The 21,682-nt window shown below is 71.2% G+C and carries 28 protein-coding genes and 2 tRNA genes; 26 read left to right on the top strand and 4 right to left on the bottom strand.

What is annotated here, in order from left to right:
- Positions 1-57 precede the first annotated feature (57 nt).
- The 3 genes from ABZ862_RS11020 (at position 58) to ABZ862_RS11010 (ending at position 2,238) form a co-directional block, all read left to right on the top strand.
- A complete protein-coding gene (locus tag ABZ862_RS11020; RefSeq protein ID WP_360955685.1) occupies positions 58-642 on the top strand; it encodes a biotin transporter BioY in 585 nt (194 codons plus the stop codon).
- 140 nt (positions 643-782) lie between these two features.
- A complete protein-coding gene (locus ABZ862_RS11015) occupies positions 783-1,268 on the top strand; it encodes a ribose-5-phosphate isomerase (RefSeq protein WP_360955683.1) in 486 nt (161 codons plus the stop codon).
- A 136-nt stretch (positions 1,269-1,404) separates the two neighbouring features.
- Positions 1,405-2,238 carry a DNA-formamidopyrimidine glycosylase family protein gene (locus ABZ862_RS11010; RefSeq protein ID WP_360955681.1) on the top strand — a complete coding sequence of 278 codons (834 nt, stop codon included), beginning with the start codon at positions 1,405-1,407 and terminating at the stop codon, positions 2,236-2,238.
- A 108-nt stretch (positions 2,239-2,346) separates the two neighbouring features.
- Here ABZ862_RS11010 and ABZ862_RS11005 read toward each other — a convergent pair whose 3' ends face one another.
- Positions 2,347-3,612 carry a GNAT family N-acetyltransferase gene (locus ABZ862_RS11005; RefSeq protein ID WP_360955679.1) on the bottom strand — a complete coding sequence of 422 codons (1,266 nt, stop codon included), beginning with the start codon at positions 3,610-3,612 and terminating at the stop codon, positions 2,347-2,349.
- Between the two features lie 186 nt (positions 3,613-3,798).
- On the opposite strand from ABZ862_RS11005, the gene ABZ862_RS11000 reads away from it, so the two are divergent.
- Entirely contained in the window at positions 3,799-4,974 is a 1,176-nt protein-coding gene (locus ABZ862_RS11000) for a PP2C family protein-serine/threonine phosphatase (protein WP_360955677.1), read from the top strand.
- 56 nt (positions 4,975-5,030) lie between these two features.
- A complete protein-coding gene (locus ABZ862_RS10995; RefSeq protein ID WP_360955675.1) occupies positions 5,031-5,540 on the top strand; it encodes an HD domain-containing protein in 510 nt (169 codons plus the stop codon).
- A 114-nt stretch (positions 5,541-5,654) separates the two neighbouring features.
- Here the strand turns inward: ABZ862_RS10995 and ABZ862_RS10990 are convergent, their stop codons facing one another.
- Positions 5,655-6,929, bottom strand: coding sequence for an acyltransferase family protein (locus ABZ862_RS10990; protein ID WP_360955673.1), 1,275 nt, complete (start codon positions 6,927-6,929; stop codon positions 5,655-5,657).
- Between the two features lie 449 nt (positions 6,930-7,378).
- Between ABZ862_RS10990 and ABZ862_RS10985 the strand changes: the two genes are divergently transcribed.
- Together ABZ862_RS10985 and ABZ862_RS10980 are read left to right on the top strand one after the other, a co-directional pair.
- The gene (locus ABZ862_RS10985; RefSeq protein ID WP_360955671.1) at positions 7,379-7,573 is read left to right on the top strand and encodes a hypothetical protein; all 195 of its coding nucleotides are present in this window, start codon (positions 7,379-7,381) and stop codon (positions 7,571-7,573) included.
- Positions 7,574-7,671: 98 nt separating this feature from the next.
- Positions 7,672-7,896: a hypothetical protein gene (locus ABZ862_RS10980; RefSeq protein ID WP_360955669.1), complete on the top strand. Its 225-nt coding sequence runs from the start codon at positions 7,672-7,674 to the stop codon at positions 7,894-7,896.
- A gap of 1,250 nt (positions 7,897-9,146) precedes the next feature.
- Here ABZ862_RS10980 and ABZ862_RS10975 read toward each other — a convergent pair.
- Complete coding sequence (locus ABZ862_RS10975; protein WP_360955667.1) at positions 9,147-9,905, bottom strand: GntR family transcriptional regulator; 759 nt, start codon at positions 9,903-9,905, stop codon at positions 9,147-9,149.
- 190 nt (positions 9,906-10,095) lie between these two features.
- On the opposite strand from ABZ862_RS10975, the gene ABZ862_RS10970 reads away from it, so the two are divergent.
- The 15 genes from ABZ862_RS10970 to ABZ862_RS10900 all read left to right on the top strand — a co-directional run bounded on the left by ABZ862_RS10970 (position 10,096) and on the right by ABZ862_RS10900 (position 17,313).
- Positions 10,096-10,422 carry a hypothetical protein gene (locus ABZ862_RS10970; RefSeq protein ID WP_360955665.1) on the top strand — a complete coding sequence of 109 codons (327 nt, stop codon included), beginning with the start codon at positions 10,096-10,098 and terminating at the stop codon, positions 10,420-10,422.
- 1 nt (position 10,423) lies between these two features.
- Positions 10,424-11,770 (top strand): FtsK/SpoIIIE domain-containing protein, encoded by a 1,347-nt coding sequence (locus ABZ862_RS10965; protein ID WP_360955663.1) that lies wholly within the window; start codon positions 10,424-10,426, stop codon positions 11,768-11,770.
- 5 nt (positions 11,771-11,775) lie between these two features.
- A complete protein-coding gene (locus ABZ862_RS10960) occupies positions 11,776-11,964 on the top strand; it encodes a hypothetical protein (protein ID WP_360955661.1) in 189 nt (62 codons plus the stop codon).
- A 22-nt stretch (positions 11,965-11,986) separates the two neighbouring features.
- Complete coding sequence (locus ABZ862_RS10955; RefSeq protein ID WP_360955659.1) at positions 11,987-12,661, top strand: DUF2637 domain-containing protein; 675 nt, start codon at positions 11,987-11,989, stop codon at positions 12,659-12,661.
- An 18-nt stretch (positions 12,662-12,679) separates the two neighbouring features.
- The gene (locus tag ABZ862_RS10950; RefSeq protein WP_360955657.1) at positions 12,680-12,859 is read left to right on the top strand and encodes a hypothetical protein; all 180 of its coding nucleotides are present in this window, start codon (positions 12,680-12,682) and stop codon (positions 12,857-12,859) included.
- A gap of 4 nt (positions 12,860-12,863) precedes the next feature.
- Positions 12,864-13,052 carry a mobile element transfer protein gene (locus tag ABZ862_RS10945; protein WP_360955655.1) on the top strand — a complete coding sequence of 63 codons (189 nt, stop codon included), beginning with the start codon at positions 12,864-12,866 and terminating at the stop codon, positions 13,050-13,052.
- Positions 13,053-13,065: 13 nt separating this feature from the next.
- Entirely contained in the window at positions 13,066-13,221 is a 156-nt protein-coding gene (locus ABZ862_RS10940) for a hypothetical protein (RefSeq protein WP_360955653.1), read from the top strand.
- A gap of 24 nt (positions 13,222-13,245) precedes the next feature.
- Positions 13,246-13,578: a SpdD protein gene (locus ABZ862_RS10935; RefSeq protein WP_360955651.1), complete on the top strand. Its 333-nt coding sequence runs from the start codon at positions 13,246-13,248 to the stop codon at positions 13,576-13,578.
- Between the two features lies 1 nt (position 13,579).
- Positions 13,580-13,813, top strand: a complete 234-nt coding sequence (locus ABZ862_RS10930; RefSeq protein ID WP_360955649.1) for a hypothetical protein — start codon at positions 13,580-13,582, stop codon at positions 13,811-13,813.
- An 89-nt stretch (positions 13,814-13,902) separates the two neighbouring features.
- Complete coding sequence (locus ABZ862_RS10925) at positions 13,903-14,109, top strand: hypothetical protein (protein WP_360955647.1); 207 nt, start codon at positions 13,903-13,905, stop codon at positions 14,107-14,109.
- Positions 14,110-14,201: 92 nt separating this feature from the next.
- Complete coding sequence (locus ABZ862_RS10920; protein WP_360955645.1) at positions 14,202-14,387, top strand: hypothetical protein; 186 nt, start codon at positions 14,202-14,204, stop codon at positions 14,385-14,387.
- Positions 14,388-14,392: 5 nt separating this feature from the next.
- Positions 14,393-14,563 carry a hypothetical protein gene (locus ABZ862_RS10915; RefSeq protein WP_360955643.1) on the top strand — a complete coding sequence of 57 codons (171 nt, stop codon included), beginning with the start codon at positions 14,393-14,395 and terminating at the stop codon, positions 14,561-14,563.
- Positions 14,560-15,963, top strand: a complete 1,404-nt coding sequence (repSA, locus tag ABZ862_RS10910) for a replication initiator protein RepSA (RefSeq protein ID WP_360955641.1) — start codon at positions 14,560-14,562, stop codon at positions 15,961-15,963. Before ABZ862_RS10915 ends, repSA begins: the two co-directional genes overlap by 4 nt.
- A complete protein-coding gene (locus ABZ862_RS10905; protein ID WP_360955639.1) occupies positions 15,956-16,168 on the top strand; it encodes a helix-turn-helix domain-containing protein in 213 nt (70 codons plus the stop codon). Before repSA ends, ABZ862_RS10905 begins: the two co-directional genes overlap by 8 nt.
- Entirely contained in the window at positions 16,168-17,313 is a 1,146-nt protein-coding gene (locus ABZ862_RS10900) for a site-specific integrase (protein WP_360955637.1), read from the top strand. The genes ABZ862_RS10905 and ABZ862_RS10900 overlap by 1 nt, the downstream gene beginning before the upstream one ends.
- 66 nt (positions 17,314-17,379) lie before the next feature.
- Here ABZ862_RS10900 and ABZ862_RS10895 read toward each other — a convergent pair.
- Positions 17,380-17,453, bottom strand: a tRNA-Gly gene (locus ABZ862_RS10895).
- A gap of 266 nt (positions 17,454-17,719) precedes the next feature.
- Between ABZ862_RS10895 and ABZ862_RS10890 the strand changes: the two genes are divergently transcribed.
- The 4 genes from ABZ862_RS10890 (at position 17,720) to ABZ862_RS10875 (ending at position 21,598) form a co-directional block, all read left to right on the top strand.
- Positions 17,720-17,796 (top strand) — tRNA-Pro (locus ABZ862_RS10890).
- Positions 17,797-17,981: 185 nt separating this feature from the next.
- On the top strand, positions 17,982-19,382 hold the full coding sequence (gene tig / locus ABZ862_RS10885; RefSeq protein WP_360955635.1) for a trigger factor: 1,401 nt from the start codon (positions 17,982-17,984) through the stop codon (positions 19,380-19,382).
- 707 nt (positions 19,383-20,089) lie between these two features.
- Positions 20,090-20,698 (top strand): ATP-dependent Clp protease proteolytic subunit, encoded by a 609-nt coding sequence (locus tag ABZ862_RS10880; protein WP_360956079.1) that lies wholly within the window; start codon positions 20,090-20,092, stop codon positions 20,696-20,698.
- Positions 20,699-20,917: 219 nt separating this feature from the next.
- Complete coding sequence (locus ABZ862_RS10875) at positions 20,918-21,598, top strand: ATP-dependent Clp protease proteolytic subunit (RefSeq protein ID WP_360955633.1); 681 nt, start codon at positions 20,918-20,920, stop codon at positions 21,596-21,598.
- Positions 21,599-21,682: the final 84 nt, after the last annotated feature.

Here is a 21,682-nt window from a genome sequence, read left to right as displayed (position 1 = left end):
CGCGCGGCCCGGGATAGCGTCACGGTGTCCCGACCTGCCCACCTCGCGGAGACCTCCATGAGCACCGCCACCGCCACAGCCACCCGCCCCGGCACAGTCCTCGCCGACCTGCTGCCCGCCTCCCGGGTGCGCGACGTCACCCTCGTGCTCGGCGGCGCCGTGCTCACCGGCCTCGCGGCCCAGCTCTCCGTCCCGGTACCCGGTTCCCCGGTCCCGGTGACCGGCCAGACCTTCGCCGCGCTGCTCGTCGGCACGACCCTCGGCGCCGGCCGCGGCTTCCTCTCCCTCGCGCTGTACGCCCTGGCGGGCGTCGTCGGCGTGCCGTGGTTCGCGGGCGGCGGCTCGGGCGCGGCGGGCGTCTCCTTCGGTTACGTCCTCGGCATGGTCCTGGCCTCCGCCCTGGTGGGCGCCCTGGCCCGGCGCGGCGCCGACCGGAGCGTGCTGCGGACCGCGGGCACCATGATCCTCGGCGAGGCCGTCGTCTACGCGGTCGGCGTCCCGTACCTGGCCTACGCCGCCGGGATGTCCGCCTCCGCCGCGATCGCGGCGGGCCTCACACCGTTCCTGCTCGGCGACGCCCTGAAGGCGGCCCTGGCGATGGGCGTGCTGCCGACGGCGTGGAAGTTCGCAAACAAAGCCTAGGCGCAAGGGAGTTCGCCGGAAGGGCTCGTCACGGACCGGGCGGCCGGGGCACCCACGGGGGGTGTCCCGGCCGTCTCGCGCCCGGTGACACCGGCTGCGCCGGGTGGGTGACCTGGAAACACGCGTGCCACACTCGGAGCATGCGCGTCTACCTCGGCTCCGACCACGCGGGCTACGAACTCAAGAACCACCTCGTCGAATGGCTCGCGGCGGCGGGCCACGACCCCGTCGACTGCGGCCCCCACATCTTCGACGCCCAGGACGACTACCCCCCCTTCTGCCTCCGCGCGGCGGAGCGCACGGCCGCGGACGCCGGGTCGCTCGGTGTCGTGATCGGCGGCTCGGGCAACGGCGAGCAGATCGCGGCGAACAAGGTGAAGGGCGTGCGGGCGTCCCTCGCGTGGAGCGAGGAGACGGCGGCCCTGGGCCGGCAGCACAACGACGCCAACGTGGTCGCCGTGGGCGCGCGCATGCACTCCACGGAGGAGGCGACGAAGTTCGTCGAGATCTTCCTCAACACCCCGTTCTCGGAGGACGAGCGCCACATCCGCCGCATCGACATGCTGACGGCCTACGAATCCACCGGCGACCTTCCCCCGATCCCGCCCCACCACCCCCAGCGGTAGCCGGCCCCGGCGGACGTCCCCGCGGGCCCCGGTGGGGGAGCCGCGGGGACGGGCTGGGAAACTGGCGGGGTCCGCCTCTCGGCCGACCGAGTCGGGTGAGCGGGTGGGCGAACACCCGCGCGAAAGGACCCCCACCGTGCCAGAAGGGCACACGATCCACCGCCTGGCCCAGGACTACGCCGCCCGCTTCACCGCCGGGGCCGGGAGCGGCGACCCGGTCCGGGCGTCCAGTCCCCAGGGCAAGTTCAGCGACGCCGCCGAGCTGATCGACCGTACCCGCATGGTCACCGCCGACGCCCACGGCAAGCACCTCTTCCTCGGCTTCCGCGCCCCCGAGGACCCCGACTGGGTCCACATCCACCTCGGTCTCTTCGGCAAGGTCCGCTTCGGCGACGCCCCCGCGCCCCCGCCCACGGACACCGTCCGCCTCCGCCTCGCCGACGCCACCTCGTACGTGGACCTGCGCGGCCCCACGACCTGCGCCCTGATCACCGGCACGGAGAAGGCGGCGGTCCACGCCCGCCTGGGTCCCGACCCGCTCCGCGAGGACGCCGACCCGGCCGCCGCGTACGCCCGGATCCGCCGCAGCCGTACGACGATCGCCGCGCTGCTGATGGACCAGAAGGTCATCGCCGGCGTCGGCAACGTCTACCGCGCCGAGGTGCTGTTCCGGCACGGCATCGACCCGTACCGCCCCGGCAGGGACATCACCGCGCGGGAGTGGGAGGCGATGTGGACGGACCTGGTGGAGCTGATGCGTGAGGGCGTACGCAACAACCGCATCGACACCGTACGGCCCGAACACACCCCGGAGGCGATGAACCGCCCGCCCCGCGTGGACGACCACGGCGGCGAGGTCTACGTCTACCGCCGGGCGGACCTGCCCTGCCACCTCTGCGGGGGCGAGATCCGCACCGCCGCCCTCGCCGCCCGCAACCTCTTCTGGTGCCCCGCCTGCCAGCGGAGATGACCCGCCCCGGCCCCGGCCCCGGCCCTGGGATCGGTCCCGGCCCCGGTCCCGCAAGCGGAATCACCGCTGACCGAGCCCGTTGCCCGCCGCCGCATCAGCGCCGCGGCACTAGAACCCGTGCGGCAGCCAGGGCTGCACCGTGGCCCCGAACGCCACCGCCGCCTCCGCCAGCGCCCCGCGCCGCAGTTCCCGTACGCGCCCGGCGCCCGCCAGCGCGGCGAGGGACACACCGCCGAGGTACGCCGCCCCCAGCTCCCGTACCGACAGGGCGAGTTCCGCGGGGTCACCGGTGCGGGAGCAGACGGCGCCCTTGGCGTCGCCGGACAGCCGCCACCGTCCGGCGTTCCAGGGGCAGAAGGCGTCCTCCACCTCCACCACCACGTCCACCGGTGCCTGGTAGGTCCGCGCCTCCAGCGCCGTGCCGACCTCCACGAGCCGCACGTACAGCGAGTCCTTCGGCGTGACCCGGCAACGGCGGAAGTCGGACACCATGAACTGCCAGGCGTCGTCGACCGGCCGGGTCCGCACGGTCAGCGTGGCCGTCAGGTCGATACCGAAGAGGAAGCGCCACAGCGCCGCGTCCGAGGCGGGGTCGAGCGCGGAGAGACCGAGCAGCCGAACCTCGCCGTCGAACCCGCCCGGCCCCCACTCGGGCTTGACGCGGAAACGGGCGTACCCCGTGACCTCGCCGTCCCGCTCGGCGACCACGCACTGGATCGGCGACGCCCCGCCCCGCTGGCCCTCCGGGTCCAGCAGCGCCAGGCGCTCCCAGCCGGGCAGCCGCGCCACCATGCCCGGCCGGCCGGGCACCAGGGCCGCGTACACCGCCTCGCACGCGTCCAGGACCTCCGCCGGGTCCGCGTACCGCAGCCGCACGGCGTCCGTGCCGGGCGGCACCGACAGCCGGGTCCGCACGGTGTCGATCACCGCGCTGATGTTGAAGGTGCCGCAGCCGTACCCGAAACGGCCGTAGATCGCGGGCTCGGAGGCGGTCAGGACCGCCAGCGGCTCGCCCCACTCACGGACGTCGTCCAGCTGCCGGCGCATCATCGAGGTCAGGACGCCCCGCCGCCGGTGGGTGGCCGCGACCGAGACCATCGTCACACCCGCCGCCGGGACCAGGGCGCCGCCGGGCACGGTCAGCCGGAAGGCGAACGCCCCCGCCGTCCCCACGCACTCGTCCCCGTCCCACGCGCCGATCGAACGGCCGTGCGGCGTCAGGGTCCGCCACAGTGCGAACTCCTCCGCCGATTCCGGCACTCCGCCGAACGCCCGGATCAAGTTCCCGTACCAGACGTCCCATTCGTCCCGGCCCGGCCTCCGCAGTTCCACCGGAGCCCCCGCCGTGCGGTCCCTCGCACCCTCAGTCGCCATGAACCCTGCATACCAGGGCAATGCGGCACGAGCGAGCGAATTTCCGCACAGGATCCGTCACCTGTTTTCCTCTGGACGCAGCGCGACGGCTTCCGGTGAAGTTCACTGTGAAGTTGAGCCCCGGACGGGGGACAAGCGCCACCTCCCGTGCCAAGCAGCTGCTCCGATGGATAGGGTCCCCAACTGATGGCAGCAGGACGAGAGCGGCGAGCGAAGGCCGAGACGCCCACGGCCCGGTTGAAGATTCAATGGCACCGGGCCCGCGTCGGCGTGCGCAGAAGCGCCGTCGACTACTTCCGCGGCGACGGGTCGGACTGGATCGCACTCGTCGGCCTGCTCCTCACCGTTCCCGTGCTCGCCTCGATGACACTCGCCAACTCGGTGTGGTTCTCGCCCGCCGCGCTGGTCCTGCCGATCGTCGCGGGCGGCCTCGTCCTGCGCCCGGCCAGCCTGCTCGGCCTCTACGCCGCCGCGGCCACCGCACTGATAGTGGAGTCGCTGCACCTGGGGCCGTACACCGAGGGCCCCTCCAGGGTCACCCCGGGCGTCGTGCTGGTGGTGGCCGCCAGCGGCTTCTTCGGGCTGCTGACGGCACAGTTCCGCAGCCGCGTCGGGGTGCCCTGGCGGCGCGGCGGCACCATGCTGTTCGACCTGCGCGAACGCATCCGGGTGCAGAGCAAGCTGCCCAAGCTGCCGGACGGCTGGCACCGCGAGATGGCGCTGCGGCCCGCGGGCGGCCAGTCCTTCTCCGGCGACTTCGTCGTCGCCGCGCGCACCAACGGCGGCCGCACCCTGGAGGTCGTCCTCACCGACGTGTCCGGCAAGGGCATGGACGCGGCGTCGCGGGCGCTGCTGCTGTCGGGGGCGTTCGGGGGACTGCTCGGCTCGCTCCCGCCGCACGCCTTCCTGACCGCCGCCAACGGCTATCTGCTCCGCCAGGACTGGGAGGAGGGCTTCGCGACCTCCATCCACCTCGTCCTGGACCTCGACTCCGGCGACTTCGAGCTCTACTCCGCCGGCCACCCCCCGGGGCTCCAGCTCAGCGCGGGCAGCGGCCGCTGGGAGGAGAAGGCCGCCGAGGGCCCGCTGCTCGGCGTGTACGACGGCGCCCAGTTCGACCCGGTGAAGGGCTCGCTGCGGGCCGGGGACGTGCTGATGCTGTTCACGGACGGCCTCGTCGAGACGTCCGAACGGGACATCGTGGAGGGCATCGACCGCCTCACCGGCGAGGCCGACCGCTATGTCGCCGGCGGCTTCCGGGGCGCCGCCTGGCACCTCATCGAGGCGGTCGCCAAGGACGTCAACGACGACCGGGCGCTGCTGCTCATCTGCCGCGAGGGCCTCCAGCAGCCGTCCCGCTGATCCGCGGGTTCCGCCCGGCCGGGGCGGGTTCCCGCCCCGCGGGGCAGACTGGCGGCATGACAGAGCCCCGGACCCCGTCCCCGCCCTCGTCCCCGTCTCAGCGCCCGTCCCCGTCTCCGCGTCCGTTCCTCACGCCGGCCGAGGTCGAGGCGCTCGCGACGGCCGCGCACGCCGGTCAGACCGACAAGGCCGGACGGCCGTACACCGAGCATCTGCGGGCCGTGGCGGACGGCGTGCGCGAGCGCGGCGGCGACGAGGCCCAGATCGCCGCCGCCTGGCTGCACGACGCGGTCGAGGACGACGCGCTGACCGAGGAGTGGCTGCGAGGCGCCGCACTGCCCCGGCGCACCAGGGACATCGTGCTGGCGGTCACCAAACGCCCGGGCGAGCCCCCGGAGTCGTACGCCCGCCGCATCCTCACCACGCCGGGCGCTCTGCTGGTGAAGGAGGCGGACCTGGCGCACAACGCGGACCCGGTCCGGCTGGCGGCCCTGGACGAGCCGACCCGCAGACGTCTGGCCGAGAAGTACGCGAGGATGCGCGCGCTGCTCGGCCAGGAGACGTGAACGGGGGGACGACGGGCGACGGGGAAGCCCGGATCGGGAACCGGTGAGCGGGCCGCGGGAACGCGGTACGGGGCAGGAGCCGGAAGCCGACAGCCAGGTGTCAGGAACCAGGCGTCAGGAGCCGACCGCCGCGCGCTCGCGGGACCGCTCCCCGTCCTGAGCCCGACCCTGAGCCTGCTCCCGCTCCCGCTGCCGCCCCCGTTCGTGCGCCTGTTCGCGCTCCCGCTTCTGCTCGCGGTCACGGGCGAGTTCGGCCGGGTCCGGTGTGAAGGCCCAGGCCATCTCCGGTTCCGTCACGCAGCGGAACATCCGCCGCACGGGCCGCGTGCACAGCAGCGTGGCCACGGTGGCGGCGAGGGCGCTGACGAACACCACGCCGAGCGCCCCGTGCAGCCAGGGGTGGTCGAACCAGTGCCCGTAGATACCGCCCTTGATGAGGAACCCGTGCAGCAGATAGGCGTACAGCGTGCCCGTGCCGAGCGCGGTGAACCACATCGTGCGGCGCGGTACCCAGGCGTAGAAGCAGGCGGTCAGCAGCAGCGCGCAGCCGAACAGCGCGAGCGTCACGACCGGCCCCGCCCACCACGGCGCGCCGAGTTCCTGCGCGGAGCCGCGCCGGTAGGTCCACGCCTGGTCCACGCCCGGCGCCAGCCACCAGCCGACGGCCACGGCGGCGGCGAACACCGGCACCGCGAGGATCCTGGTGGCGCGGCCGCGTACCCGGTGGAAGTGCTCGGCCTTGAGGGACAGACCGAGTACGAAGAACGGCAGGAACTGCAGCACCCGCTGGAGGTCGAGGTCGTTGCCGATCTCGGGGGTGGCCGACGCGATCATCGCGATGGCGAGGGCCAGCGGCAGGGGGGCGCGCACCAGTTTCCAGAGCGGCGCGGTCAGGCGCCAGATGAACAGGGCGCACAGGAACCAGGTCAGGTACCAGGGATCGAGCAGGCTGATCGTCTGGTCCGGGGCGTCACCGACGAACCGCTTGAAGAGCGGGTACGCGGTCTCGAAGACGATGTAGGGCACGACGACGCCGGTGACCAGGCGCTTGAGACGGTCGGGCCGCATGTCGAAACTGCGGGAGAAATAGCCGGAGATGATGATGAACGCCGGCATGTGGAAGGTGTAGACGACGAGGTAGAGGCTCTGGAGCAGACGGTTGTCGTCCTTCAGGGGCTCCCAGGAGTGCCCCATCGCCACCAGCAGGATCGCCAGGTACTTGGCGTTGTCGAAGAACGCGTCACGTGCCTTGACCGGGTCCCCCTGCGGTCTGTCCCCGCTGCGCGAAGCGCCCGGCGTGACACGTGCGGCGGGCGTCGCGCCGCTCGGTGGCTCTGCCGGTGGGAGGGACCTTCGGTGCTGAACGGGGGGCGTATCAGGCTCGAACATCTCAGGCACCCTAGCGTTGTCTGTGGAATTCGGGAAACTGCCGTTCTTTTCCTGGGTATAGGCGTGCGGATACCCCCGTATTTTCAGATCGTGCACCTGGCGGCCACGTGATGATGGGCACATGACGAGTCGCCAGAGACACCTTATGTCATGTTTGGTCAGCATTTTTCGGGGTGTTGCGGTCCCTGGGTGGCGCTCCCGCCCCGGTCATTTGAATGAGCTGTGAATGGGGTGTGCGCCGGGCGGAAGGGGCCCGTCAATTACCTGCGGAAACAGTTCGGTTGAAGGGTCGAATTGATGTGCGGGAGGCGGGCGCGGCCGACCGGGTGACGAACGATGCGTCACCGGCCGCATACGGTGGCCGGGTTGGTGGCACGATGGTTCTGGCGGGGGTGCGCGGGATTGCGCCTCCGGGCGGGAGAGCGGACCGAACGAAGGTGTGATCAGTTGTGGCCATTTCACTGTCTGTGGTGCTGCTGTTGGCGATCATCCTCGTGGTGTTGATCAGAGGTGGGAGCATCAAGGCGGGACCGGCCGTCGTGGCCATCCTCTTCGGCTTCTTCCTCGCCTCGACCGGTATGGCCCCCTCGATCCAGCGCTTCCTCGACTCGATAGCCCAGACGATCAACTCGATCAGCTTCTGACGTCGCGCGATCACTTCCGTACGCCGAACGCGGCCCGGCCGCTCCCGCCGTCCCGTAGGCTCGGTCCGCCGAACGGGGAACGAGGGGGCGTTGACGCGATGGCGAAGCCGGTACGGGCGGCACTGGGGGATGTCTGGCTCACCTGCCAGGTCTGCAAGGGGGACCTGTTCCGGGACCGGGGCGTCCTGCTCAACAGCACGACCATGGAGTTCATGAAGCTGGCCTGGGCCGACGAGAACGCCACCGGCCTGATCTGCTGGCGGTGCGGCTACGTCCAGCTCTTCGTCAACAAGAACATCAAGCTCCACCGCGCCGACACATGACGTGCGGATCAAAACTCAGGGCCAGGCCGGGAAGAACCCCTCCGGCCTGGCCCTGAGCCATGTGGAGCGGGCGACGGGAATCGAACCCGCGTAGCTAGTTTGGAAGATCGCGTATGCGGACCGGGCCTGACCTGCCCATACGCTGACCTGCGCGTTTCGGCGCTGTTCGCCATGGTTCCCCGTTGCTCCCCGCTCGGTGCTGCTCGTGCGGGCACGCCGGGGGCACGCGCCCTCCAGTGGCTAGGCTCGGTACAGCAGCAGCGCCGCCAGACCGGTCAACGCGGTGATGAGGCTGGCGAGAGCCGTGATCAGCTCTGCCGTCTGGCGACTGCGCGAGACTGGCTCGGCGATTGCCTCGGGTGTACTATTCCGTACGGCCGATATTTCATTGCGTACGCCATGGGGTTGGGGCCGAGGGTGGTCGCGCTTGGGCACGATCTACTCCTTATGTCGATAGACCCGCGTGATGCGTCCGCCAAGACACATCATCACGCGGGCCTTTGGCGTGCTTGGTGGGCGGATCCTATCAGTCACCATCAGGCAACTGCCGCTGTTCTGCTGGGTCTTGAGCTGCTGCTCCCGTCCGTGCGCTAGCGACCGTAACAGTGCAGCTCCTAGCCCTGCATGCGGCTGACCGCGCCACCGCCGACTTCCGGCAACTAGGCGCTTGGCCTAAGGCTATTTTGGAGTTGTGAGGCGTTTTGGCGTCGGAGCTGGCTACGAGGTCAACGTGTATCTACACGGTGTAGTCAACGTGTAGCCACCTCGTACCCGCCAAGGTTGGCCGGAAAGCGTCCACGGGGCGTGGCGCCTACGGGCTGGCCCCTAGCCCACCACTCACCTCGGCTCCCATCCCGTCCGCCGTCGACCCACACGCATGTGGAGCGGGCGTGGTTCAGGGCGTCAAGGTGGAGCGCGCCACTGTACGAACGACCTTGACGCCCTGGGCCGCGTCTGCTCGGCTCTGCCTGGGGCGATGGCGGACGGGATGGGAGCCTCCACGCACGCCACTTACGGACCCGCGGTCGGCGACGGCGTCCCCTCCATCCCGGTGCCGGCCGATCCCCCGCCGGAGGCATTGTCCTGACCGTGGGCCGCGCTGTGTGGTGATCGACTCATGTGCCGTGTGCGCTACGGCCCCAGGGCTGGCCCCGGCGCCGAAGGCGCAGAGGGGCCGAGCCCAGGGGGCCGGCCCGCGCATCGCGCGGGCACTTGATGAGGTAGAGAAACCTGTAACAACGCGCGTCGGCTCACGCGTCGAAGTCGTACTCCAGGATGTAGGAGGCGGCGTCGAGCGTCATTTCGTTGATCTCCACGGGGCGGCCGTCGTCCGCGAATGCGGTTCGGCAAATGAGGATCACGGGGGTGCCTGCGGAGATGCTCAACTGCGCCGCGTCCTCCCTCGTAGGCATGCGTGAGCGGATCTCTTCGCGGAAGTGCACGGGCTTGTAGCCGAGGTCGGCAAGGCGGGCGTACGTTCCGCCTGGCCCCGTGTCCTCTTGGGTGATCGCTGATCCCGCGACCACCGACGTGGGGAGGTAGCTCGTCGCGAGCAGAACGGGCTTCTTGTCCAAGACGAACCTTCGGCGGCGTACACACACGGTGTCACCGTCTCCCAGCTCTAGAACCCGCCCGACGTGCTCGGGCGCTGTCTCCTCCGACACGGTCACTTGGTCGACCACAAGCGTGCGGTTCTCGATGTCCGCAGACCAGATGGACCGACCGTTTCCCCACTGCTCTTGCGACAGCCGCTGGATGCCCCGCCGTCTCAGCGGGCGGAAGGACCGTACGAACACGCCGGCACCTTTCCGAGACTCGGCAAGGCCCTCGTCCTTGAGCACACTCAGAGCCTGGCGGGCTGTCATGCGTGCTACGCCGTGCTCCGCGATCAGGTCGTTCTCTCCGGGAAGCCGATCACCGGGACCGTAGGTGCCTGACTGGATCGCCTCACGTAGAGAGTCCGCGATCCGCTGGTACTTCGGCCGACGGTCGCCGTCGGTGTTGGTCATTCCGGAGCCCTCCTTTCTTCTCTAGACAGCCTAGGTCAACAGGTGGGGCGTCCGCTCGTTGCGTGTAGCCGTAATCCGCCCCGATCAACCTCTCTATACATCCCGCTTGACGTCTCTAGAGATGTGCGCTCCAATGGAGATGTCTAGAGAGGCCGCACCGAGCGGCCTCCTGAGCGTGAGGGATGTGCTCATGCCGTCGTTCAAGGTCGACGTTTCGACTGCTGTGGTGTTCGTGGCGACCGCGCCGGAACCCAAGGTGAAGAACTTCGCTACCGGTGAGCGGGCCGTGAACCAGGAGGGCCAGGCCATGTCCGTGGTGGGCCTGCTGGTCTCGGACGAGGGGGAGGGCAACCTCCTGAAGGTTTCGATCCCGGAGAATGGCTTCCCGGAGGGGCTGACCCCGGGTCTGCCGGTGCGGGTCGTCGGACTGAAGGCGCGGGACTGGGAGAACGTCATCAAGGGCGAGAAGCGCTCCGGCATCTCGTTCTCCGCGGTCGCTGTCACTCCGGCGGTCTGACATGACGGACCTGCCGACCCTGCTGGAGACCACGGGCGCGTTAACCGCCGCCGGCGCGGGTGGTGCGGCCTTCGCGAAGGTGCGGGCGCCTCGCCTGTACTGGGCGATGGTCGGACTGCCGGTGACCTGGGGCCGGTTCGCCTACTCGTACCGCTCCACGATGGACGTGTGCGGGCTGACGGTGCAGCCGTCCGGTCTGCGGGCGTTCATGGCCCGTAACGTCGCACGCCGCGAGGTGCTGCCGGTGCCGCCGAAGATCCGCCGCATCCGCGGGACGATGACCGGACTGCGGGTCACCCTGCGCCTTCCCGCCGGGCTGGAGCCCGCCGACGTGGTCGCCTCGACCGAGCGCCTGCGCCACGCCTGGGGCGTCCACTCCGTGACCGTGGTCGCCACGAAGCCCGGCTTCGTGGAACTGCGGATGACCGGCTATGACGTGCTGCGCCGGGTGCGGATGCCCCGTAAGGCACGCCCGCACGACATGGTCGTGCCGGTCGCGGTGCGCGAGGACGGGACCGCGTTCGAGCGGGACTACCGCAAGGCACCCATGGCGCTGACCCTGGGCGCCAACCACTCGGGCAAGTCGATGTATCAGCGCAACCTGATCAAGGGCCTGGCACGACTGCCGGTCGCCCTGGTCGGCGTCGACTGCAAGCGCGGGGTGGAACAGTCCGCCTTCGCACCCCGCCTCTCGGCCCTGGCCACCACCCCCGACACCGCCGCCTCGCTGCTCACGGTGCTGGTCGCGGAGATGGAGGACCGTTTCGACCTGCTGAGCCGCCACGGTGTCTCGGACCTGTGGGAGCTGCCCGAAGATGTGCGGCCGGTGCCGATCGTGGTCCTGGTCGACGAGGTGGCGGAACTGTTCCTGATCTCCTCCAAGAAGGACGAGGAACGCCGCGAGCGGATCGTGACCGCGTTGATCCGGCTGGCGCAGATGGCCCGTGCCATCGGCATCCATCTGGAGATCTGCGGGCAGCGCTTCGGCTCCGACCTGGGCAAGGGCGCCACCATGCTCCGCGCTCAGCTGTCGGGCCGGGTGGTGCACCGCGTCAACGACAAACAGACCGCCGAGATGGGATTGGCGGACGTGGCTCCGGACGCGGTGGCGGTCGCGAGTCTGATCCCGATGAACCGCCCCGGCACCGCCGTTGCGGCGGACTCCTCGGGCGGCTGGGCGAAGATCCGCACCCCGCAGGTCACCCGCGAGGACGTGGCCGGCGTCTGCCGCACCTTCGCCCACCTGGTCCCGGACCTGCCCTTCCTCGACCCGTTCCGCCCCTCCGTGCCCACCGTGGCACCGGCTGCCGGCCCGGTCCTGGTCAAGCCGCGCCCGGTCACGGAGTGACCGCCGTGGCCACCCGCAAGCCCGCCACGCCCCCGCTCCCGCCCCCGGCTGCGACGCCCGACGAGTGCCCGGTGTGCAAGGGCTCGGGGGAGGTCGCCCGACCCGTCCGCGTCGGCCGCAACCGTCGCACCGTCGGCCAGCAAGCCGGGCTGTGCCTCAACTGCCTCGGCTCCGGCGAAGCCCCCGCGCCCTGACCCTCGAAGGGAGGAACCCCACATGCCTCGCTCGATCCGCCCGGACGCCGTCCTGGTACAGGCCGTCATCGCCGGCGCGCTGTCCTTCGCCCACCTGCACGACCTCGCCTCCGCGGCCGGACAGTCCGGGTGGAAAGCCTGGGCCTACCCCGTCTCGGTTGACCTGCTGCTCGTCGCCGCCTGGCACCGGCTGCGCACCGCCCGCCGCGACGGGGCCGCCTGGACCTGGTTCGTGATCGCCCTGTGCGCCTCGCTCGGCGCCAACGTCGCCACCGCCGGACTCCTCGACCTCGGCCACGTCCCGGCCTGGCTGTGCATCCTCGTCGCCGGCTGGCCCGCCCTCGCCTTCCTCGGCGGAACCCTCCTCGTCCACTCCACCGCCACCCCCGACCCGGCCCCTGCCGTCAACGCACCGCCGGCTGACGTGCCCGACGTGGCGGCCGTCGACGTACAGCGCACCGACACACCCGCCCCCGCCCCCTCTCCGGCCGTCGTGCCGGAACTGGAGCCCGCGCCCTCGCAGCCCGCGGCTGGCACGTCCGCCGTCCCGGCCGCGCTCCTCGACCACGCCCGGAAGATCGCCGACGCGCACCGGGCGTCCACCGGCTCGCCGATGCCCGCCGCCGCCCTGGCGCAGCGCCTCGGCCTGCCCGCCCCGATGGCCGACGCCATCACCGCCCAACTCCAACTCGCCTGACCAGGAAGGAAGTACATCGTGCGCCCGCACATCGAAGCCGCCCTCAAACGGTCGGCGGAACTGACCCGTAACCACCGCCTCGTGGAAGCCGTCGCCGTCGCCGAAGCCGCCTTCAACCGGGCCGACGACGACGAGGGGCCCGAGATCGACCGGTGGCTCACCGACCACGCCGACGACTTCACCGGCCGGGAGGACTGACCCCGTGAGCGTCTACCGCCGCTTCCGCGACCGGGCCCGGATCGGCCCGGTGGAGGTCGCCACGTACTACGACGGGCGCGGCCGGGAGAAGCACACCGCCGCCTGCACCGCCCCGCGCTGCGGCTTCTCCGCCGACTACCACGACCGTTCCGCCGCCGAACTCGCCGCCCGCACCCACCGCTGCACCGCCTAGGAAGGCAACCGCCGTGCACGTCCCGCTCTGGCTCGCCCTGCTCGCCGTCGGCTACCTCGGCGTCAAGCTCGCCCGCCCCCCGATGTGGCTCGTCGTCCTGCTCCTCCTCGGCGGCTACCTCATCGCCGACAGCATCCTCGCCCCCGCCCTCGACACCCTCCTCAACTAGCCATCTCCGGAAGGGAGACCAACCGTGTTCACCCCGAAATACCCGCCCACCGACACCGCCCCCACCCCCACCGTGCCGAACACCACCGCGCGGGTCCCGGCACCGGTCGTCCCCGTGCAGTCCGCCACCCCGGCCCCCGCCTCCTCGGCACCCGCCCCGGTCCCGGCCTCGGCGCGGCCGGTGGTGCAGCTCACCCCGGGCAGCACCCTCGCCCTCGTCGCCGGCGGAACCGGTGTCGTCCTCGTCGTCGGCGCCGTCCTGGTCTCCATGCTGCTCGCCGTCGCGGTCACCGCCGCCTCGGTCGCCGTGTGCGCGGTCGTCCTGCGCTCCATGGTCAACCACGAGAGGAAGCACTGACATGGGCCTCTTCAGCCGCAAGCCGTCGCCCGAGCCCGAGCGTGACGAGCGCATGACCGAACTCGGCCGGGACTACGCCATCGCCCGCCGCCACCGCGACACAAAGGCCATGAACCGGATCATGCGGGAGATCGGCACCGACACCGACGTGACCGACCTCAGCGACTTCCGCGCCGGCCAGGACTCCTACAACTCCGTCCCGCCCATCCCGCGCCGCCGCACCCGCCGACGCTGACCGACCCCCGCAGCGGCCTCGGTCGCCAACTTCCGCCGCTGCGGGGGCCCACCCGTCCAGAACCAATCGACCCGGAAGGGAGACCCACGATGGGCCTGTTCAGGAACTCCAGCGACCAGCCGTCCGAGGCGTTCGCCGCCGACGAGCAGAACCGCGCGGACGGCCTCGCGCACCGCATCGGGGAGATCACCACGACCCCCGGCCACCCGTCCACGGGCAGCCTGCCGTTCTACCAGGACGCCTACCGCGACGCCTCCACCAACGCCGCCGCGCACACCGCGCAGCCGCGCAACTGACAAACCCCCGGAGCGGCCTCGGTCGCCAAACTTCCGCCGCCCCGGGGGCCCACCCATTCCTGATCCGACGGACCCGAAAGGGAAGCCCCATCATGCCCCAGCACGCCCCGAACCCGCCCGTCTGCCGCGACTGCGACGGCTTCGCCTCGGCCATGGTCACCACCGGCCTCCGCCACTCGGACGGCACCCGCCAGACCCTTACCGTCGCCTGCCCCGCCTGCAAGGGCACGGGCCACACCCGCACCGCCCCCACCTCCCTCGTCCGGTCCGGGAGGTAGCGGCCGTGGCCCTCCTCGACTGGCGCTCCCCGGAGCACTTCGACCACACCGGCGACCAGCCGTGCGTGCTCTGCGACAAGCCCACCCCGCTCCGCTCCGACCGGGGCAAGCCCGTCCACAAGGTGTGCGCGGAGGCGTGGATCGACGCCCACCCGCAGCAGGAGGACGACGCGTGACCCACACCGCCACCGCGGCGGGCCTCGACCCGGCCACCCTCACGGACCTGTTGAGGCTGGCCGGGTCGTCCGGCTTCGACCGCGTACAGGAACAACTCCGCCGTACCGGCGGCTGCTCCGACCCGATCCACCTCCGGGGCGCCACCGTCACCCGCGACCGGGCCACCGGTACGGTGCTGCACCACTACTCCACCGACACCGAACCCGGCGGACGCCTCCGCATCGCCTGCGGCAACCGGCGTGCCTCCCGCTGCCCGTCCTGCGCCTGGACCTACGCCGGGGACACCTACCACGTCATCCGTGCGGGCCTTGTCGGCGACCCGAAGAAGGACGTCCCGGCCACCGTCCGCGAGCATCCGCGGGTCTTCGCCACCCTCACCGCCCCGTCGTTCGGCCCGGTCCACAACCGGCCCGGCACCCGGCCCTGCCGCTGCGGCACTCGCCACCCCGACGACGCCCCGGAACTCGGCACCCCGCTCGACCCGGTCTCGTACGACTACGCGGGCGCCGTGCTGTGGAACAACCACGCCTCCGACCTGTGGCGCTACTTCACGATCTACCTGCGCCGCGAGATCGCCAAGCGGGCCGGGCTCACCCAGAAGGACGCCCGGGAACAGTCCCGCGTCTCCTTCGGCAAGGTCGCCGAGTACCAGAAGCGCGGTGCCGTCCACTTCCACGCCGTGATCCGCTTCGACGGACCCGGCGGCCCCGACGACCCGCCCCCGGCCTGGGCGACGCTTGACCTGCTGACCGACTCCATCCGGGCTGCCGCCGCCCGGGTGCGGGTCGAGGTGCCCCCCAACGAGGAATGGGGCTACGTCGACGGCTGGGAACTGCGCTGGGGCACACAGCTCGACGTGCAGCCCATCGGCGCCTTCGGTCACGGCGAAGAGATCACCGAACAGGCCGTCGCCTCCTACGTCGCCAAGTACGCCACCAAAGCCGCCGAGACCACCGGCACCGTCGACCGCCGCATCGGCAACAAAGAGGCCCTGCTCCTGCTCGGCGTGCCCGACCACGCCCGCCGGCTGATCGAAGCATGCCTGGACCTGCACCCCGTCTACCCGGACCGCAAGCTGCGCGACTGGGCCCACATGCTCGGATTCCGCGGCCACTTCAGCACCCGCTCGCGCCGCTACTCGACCACTCTCGGCGCCCTGCGCCAGACCCGCGCCGACTACCGCGCCGCCCAGCAACGCGAAGCCCTCGGCCTGCCCGACCCCGACGACCCGGAGACCACCACGCTCACCCTCGCCCACTGGACCTACGCCGGACATGGCCACACCCCCGGCGAATCCTGGCTCGCCGCCAACATCCGCCGCGACATCCAACACAACCGCGAGGCAGCACGTGAAGCACTCGCAGACCTGCGTCAGGAAGGGGAGCACGATCATGAATGAGCGGTATCTGAGCGTGGATGAGGTGGCCGAAGTCCTCGGTACGACCGTGCGCTTCCCGCGGCGTCTGATCGAGGAGCGGCGCATCACCTATGTGAAGGTCGGGCGGCATGTGCGTATCCCTGAGAGCGCGCTGCGGGAGTACATCGCGGCCAACACGGTGCAGCCGCGTCGCTGCCGTGCCTCGCTGCGGGGGGTGGCTGCCTGATGGCAGGGAAGCGCCGGCAGTTCGGCCGCGTTCGCAAGCTCCCGTCCGGTCGCTACCAGGCTCGCTACCTCGGCCCTGACGGACTGCTCCGCCCGGCTCCGGAGACGTTCCGGACCAAGCGGGAGGCGGATGACTGGCTGGCCGACAAACAGACCGAGCTGCGGCGCGGTGACTGGCACGACCCGGACGCCGGGAAAGTGCCGTTCGGGTCGTACGCCTCGACGTGGATCCGGGAACGTGAGCTGACCTCGACCACGCGGCAGCTCTACGGCTCGCTTTTGCGCCACCACCTCGAACCGGTCTTCGGGGGTGTCAACGTCGCGGAGATCTCGCCCCCGCTCGTGCGTAGCTGGCGGGCGGACAAGCTCGCCTCCGGTACCGGTCCGACGACGGTGGCCAAGGCGTACGCCCTGCTGCGCGCCGTCCTGGGCACGGCCGTGGCAGACCAGATGATCCGGCGCAACCCGTGCACGATCAAGGGCGCGAGTACCGTGCACACCCCCGAACGGCCTATCGCCACCGTGCAGGAGGTGTATGACCTCGCCGACGCGATCCAGCCACGCTACCGGGCCTTGGTGCTCATGGCGGGCTTCCTCGGCCTGCGCTGGGGTGAACTCGTCGGCCTGCACCGCCGGGACATCGACCTCGACGGTGGCACCGTGCGTGTCCGGCGGGCGGTCGCCGAGCTGAACAACGGGCAGCGTCAGATCAAGGCGCCCAAGAGCGCGGCGGGCAAGCGCACGGTGTCCGTCCCGTCCGCGATCGTTCAGGACCTCAGCGATCACCTGACGCGGTATGCGGAATCCGGCGCGGACGGCCGGGTGTTCGTCGGCGCCAAGGGGGCGACTCCTCGCCGCAACCACTTCAACCGGCTGTGGCACAAGGCGTGCGAGGACGCCGGGGTCAAGGGCCTGCACTTCCATGACCTTCGCCACACGGGCAACACCCTCGCCGCCTCGACCGGCGCCAGCACGCGCGAGCTGATGGCGCGCATGGGTCACAGCACGGCCCGTGCCGCGCTGATCTACCAGCACGCCAGTGCTGACCGTGACCGGCTGATCGCCGACGCGCTGAGCGACCTGGTCGACAAGGGTCGGCGAAGGGCGCGGAAGTCGAAGGGGCACGCGGGGGGCACGGAGGGCTGAACAGCTCGGGGAATGATCGAAGGCCCAGGGGCGGTAAATTTACCGTCCACCTGGGCCTTCGTCGTATGGAGCGGGCGACGGGAATCGAACCCGCGTAGCTAGTTTGGAAGACTAGGGCTCTACCATTGAGCTACGCCCGCACAGACGGCGCCGGGGTCGGTGACCGCGGCACACGAGGCATCGTAGCGGGTCGTGCGACCTCGGTGCACACCCGAATCGGATCTCCCGGTCGCGGAGCGCGACCGGGTCCCCGGAGTGCGGGCCCCGCCGCGCGCCCCCGGTCGGCGCCCTCCGGCCGCGCTCCGCATCCGTGCGCCCGGCCGGCCGGGCGGTCCGCGGGCGAAACCGCTTCCGAAAGGGGGCAGCCGCACTGCCTGCGGGCATGTACCCTACGTGTCGCACCAGACGGGGTGTGGCGCAGCTTGGTAGCGCGTCCGCTTTGGGAGCGGAAGGCCGTGGGTTCAAATCCCGCCACCCCGACCACCGCGTGGAGTCACGCACTCGTGATCGCCTTTGGGTGTGCTCACCGGCTGCGGTTACTATGCAAGCTGCCCGCCTCGTGTGTCCCGGTCCGTCATGGCCTGCGAACTCCTCCGGGCAGGCGAAATCCGCCGGGCCTGTCTGGCCCCGGCAGAAACCAAGCAGTCAGCCACCAAGGAGACCGAACCGTGAAGAGCGCCGTGGAGACCCTGAACCCGACTCGGGTTCGGCTCACTGTCGAGGTGCCCTTCGAGGAGCTCAAGGACAGCCTCGACGCGGCGTACAAGAAGATCAACCAGCAGGTCACGGTGAAGGGCTTCCGCAAGGGCAAGGTCCCGGCCCGGGTCATCGACCAGCGGTTCGGTCGTGGCGCGGTGCTGGAGGAGGCCGTCAACGACGCGCTCCCGAGGTTCTACACCGACGCCGTCAACGACGCCGAGCTCGACCCGCTGGGCCAGCCCGAGGTCGACATCACGGAGCTGAAGGACGGCGAGACGCTGAACTTCACCGCCGAGGTCGACATCCGTCCCGCCATCGAGATCCCGGACTACTCCGGCATCGAGGTCGAGGTCGACGCCGTCCAGGTCGGCGACGAGGACATCGACGAGTCGGTCGAGCAGCTGCGTGAGCGCTTCGCGTCCACCAGCCCGGTCGAGCGCGCCGCCGAGGACGGCGACGTCGTCACCGTGGACCTGCAGGCCAAGGTCGACGGCGAGGTGCTGGAGGACGGCGTCGCCGAGGGCGTCTCCTACACCATCGGCTCCGGTGAGCTGCTGGACGGCATCGACGACGCCGTGAAGGGCCTGGAGGCCGGTGGCGAGGCCACCTTCACCTCCGAGCTCAAGGGCGGTACGGCGGCCGGCCGCGAGGCCGAGGTCACCGTCAAGGTCACCCAGGTCGCCAGCCGTGAACTGCCCGAGCTGGACGACGAGTTCGCGCAGCTCGCCTCCGAGTTCGACACCCTCGAGGAGCTGAGGGCGGACAGCCGCAAGCGCCTCGAGAACATGAAGCAGTACGACCAGGCCACCCAGGCCCAGGAGCGGGTGCTGGAGAAGCTCCTCGAGCTGGTCGAGGTCCCCGTCCCGGAGAAGCTGCTCAAGGACGAGATCGAGACCCGCAAGCACAACCTCGAGCACCACCAGCTCGGCCAGATGGGCCTGAACCTCGAGCAGTACCTGGAGATCCAGGGCAAGACCCCCGAGGAGTTCGACGCCGAGACCGAGGAAGCGGCGGTCAAGGGCATCAAGACGCAGTTCGTGCTCGACGAGCTGGTCAAGCGGGAGAAGCTCAACGTCAGCCAGGAGGAGCTCACCGAGCACCTCATGCGCCGCGCCGCGTCCTCCGGCATGTCCCCCGACCAGTTCGCCCAGGCGGTCGTCCAGAACAACCAGGTCCCGCTGCTGGTCGGCGAGGTCGCCCGCGGCAAGGCCCTGGCCGTCGTGGTCGAGGCGGCCACGGTGAAGGACACCAACGGCGAGATCGTCGACCTGGACGACGACGAGGACGAGGTCGCTGCCGCTGAGTCGGCGGCGGAGGTCGTCGCGGAGGCCACCGAGTCCGAGGAGACGCCGGAGCAGACCGAGGCGTAACCGGTCCCCCGAACGGGGCCCCGGGGTGGACCCCGGGGCCCCGTTCGCGTCCCCGCCCCCGGCCCTGCGGGCCGGCTCCCGGGCCGCTTCGGCTGCGGGCCGGTGGGGGCGGGTCGCGCAGTTCCCCGCGCCCCTGGGCCGGCACGGCCGCCCGGAGACAACCAGGCACCCCGCCCCGCCCAGCAGCGCGGGCGCCGTCCCGACGAGCGGCTCCGCCGAGTGACCACGGACACCCCCCACCGTCCCGCACCCGACGCACGACACGCACCTCTCCAGGGGCGCGGGGAACCGCGCGCTCAACCCCCACCGTCCCGCACCCGACGCACGACGCGCACCCCCTCCAGGGGCGCGGGGAACTGCGCGACCGGCCCCCACCGGCCCGCGGCCCGAACCGCACACGCGCCGCCCCACCCGAACCGGATCCGGCCGGCCCGAACCCCACACGCGCCGCCCCCGGCCGAACCCGAGCGGAGCGCACACGCGCAGCCCCCGGGCGAACCGGATCCGGCCGAACCCGAGCGGAGCGGCTACGCCCCCGGCGAACACCCCCGTCCGCGGGATTCCCCGAAGGGACCCGCGCGTTAGGGTCCATGAATACGAGGGCAGGGGAGTCGCCGAACCGCCGGACGGCTCCACGCCCCGGCAGAACACGTGAGACGGCCCGTCGCGCCGTCGTAAGACGAGCAGGTGGATACGTGACGAATCTGATGCCCTCCGCCGCCGGCGAGCCTTCCATCGGTGGCGGCCTCGGCGACCAGGTCTACAACCGGCTGCTCAACGAGCGGATCATCTTCCTCGGCCAGCCGGTGGACGACGACATCGCCAACAAGATCACCGCACAGCTGCTGCTCCTTGCCGCGGACCCGGACAAGGACATCTACCTCTACATCAACAGCCCCGGCGGCTCCATCACGGCCGGTATGGCGATCTACGACACCATGCAGTTCATCAAGAACGACGTGGTGACCATCGCCATGGGCCTCGCGGCCTCGATGGGCCAGTTCCTGCTGAGCGCGGGCACCCCGGGCAAGCGTTTCGCCCTGCCGAACGCCGAGATCCTGATCCACCAGCCCTCCGCGGGCCTGGCGGGCTCGGCCTCGGACATCAAGATCCACGCCGAGCGGCTGCTGCACACCAAGAAGCGCATGGCCGAGCTCACCGCGCAGCACACCGGCCAGTCGGTGGAGCAGGTCACCCGCGACTCGGACCGCGACCGCTGGTTCGACGCGTTCGAGGCCAAGGAGTACGGCCTCATCGACGACGTCATCCCCACGGCGGCGGGCATGCCGGGCGGCGGCGGGACGGGAGCGGCGTAAGGGCGCCGTACCGGGACCGTCCGGGACCCGGACGGCGTCCCGCACGGCACCCCCTGCGCCCTGCGCGGCGCCCAGGAGCCTCCCGAGGCCCCGTAAGGCGCCCGTAAGAGCCAGGCGGGTCCCGGGGAGACGCCCGGCGAGTCCCAGGCCCCCAGAGCGCCCCGCAGCGCCCCTCCGCCCCCAGCCACCGCCCCAGCCCAGCCCCCTTCAGGAGACACCGTGAACGACTTCCCCGGCAGCGGCCTCTACGCCCGTACGGCGGCCGAGTACACCGGCCCCCGTGCCGAGTCCCGTTACGTCATCCCGCGCTTCGTGGAGCGCACCTCCCAGGGCGTCCGCGAGTACGACCCGTACGCGAAGCTCTTCGAGGAGCGCGTGATCTTCCTCGGCGTGCAGATCGACGACGCCTCCGCCAACGACGTCATGGCGCAGCTGCTGTGCCTGGAGTCGATGGACCCCGACCGGGACATCTCGGTCTACATCAACAGCCCCGGCGGCTCCTTCACGGCGCTGACCGCGATCTACGACACCATGCAGTTCGTGAAGCCCGACATCCAGACGGTCTGCATGGGCCAGGCGGCCTCCGCCGCCGCGGTGCTGCTGGCCGCCGGCACGCCGGGCAAGCGCATGGCGCTGCCCAACGCCCGCGTCCTGATCCACCAGCCCTACAGCGAGACGGGCCGCGGCCAGGTCTCCGACCTGGAGATCGCCGCGAACGAAATCCTGCGGATGCGCTCGCAGCTGGAGGAGATGCTGGCCAAGCACTCCACCACGCCGATCGAGAAGATCCGCGAGGACATCGAGCGCGACAAGATCCTCACGGCCGAGGACGCGCTGTCGTACGGCCTGATCGACCAGATCGTCTCCACCCGCAAGATGAACAACGCCGCGGTCCGCTGACCCGGTCGCCAGGCGGCCGCTTCGGCGGCCGGCGCGGTGGCCGATACCAGGGCCGACGCGGCGGGTGAAGCGGCACGTACGACA

This window comes from Streptomyces sp. NPDC047000 (assembly GCF_040644295.1).
Taxonomy (GTDB): domain Bacteria; phylum Actinomycetota; class Actinomycetes; order Streptomycetales; family Streptomycetaceae; genus Streptomyces.
Note: the sequence above shows the minus strand (reverse complement) of the source record. Positions and strands in the feature narration are given on the sequence as shown.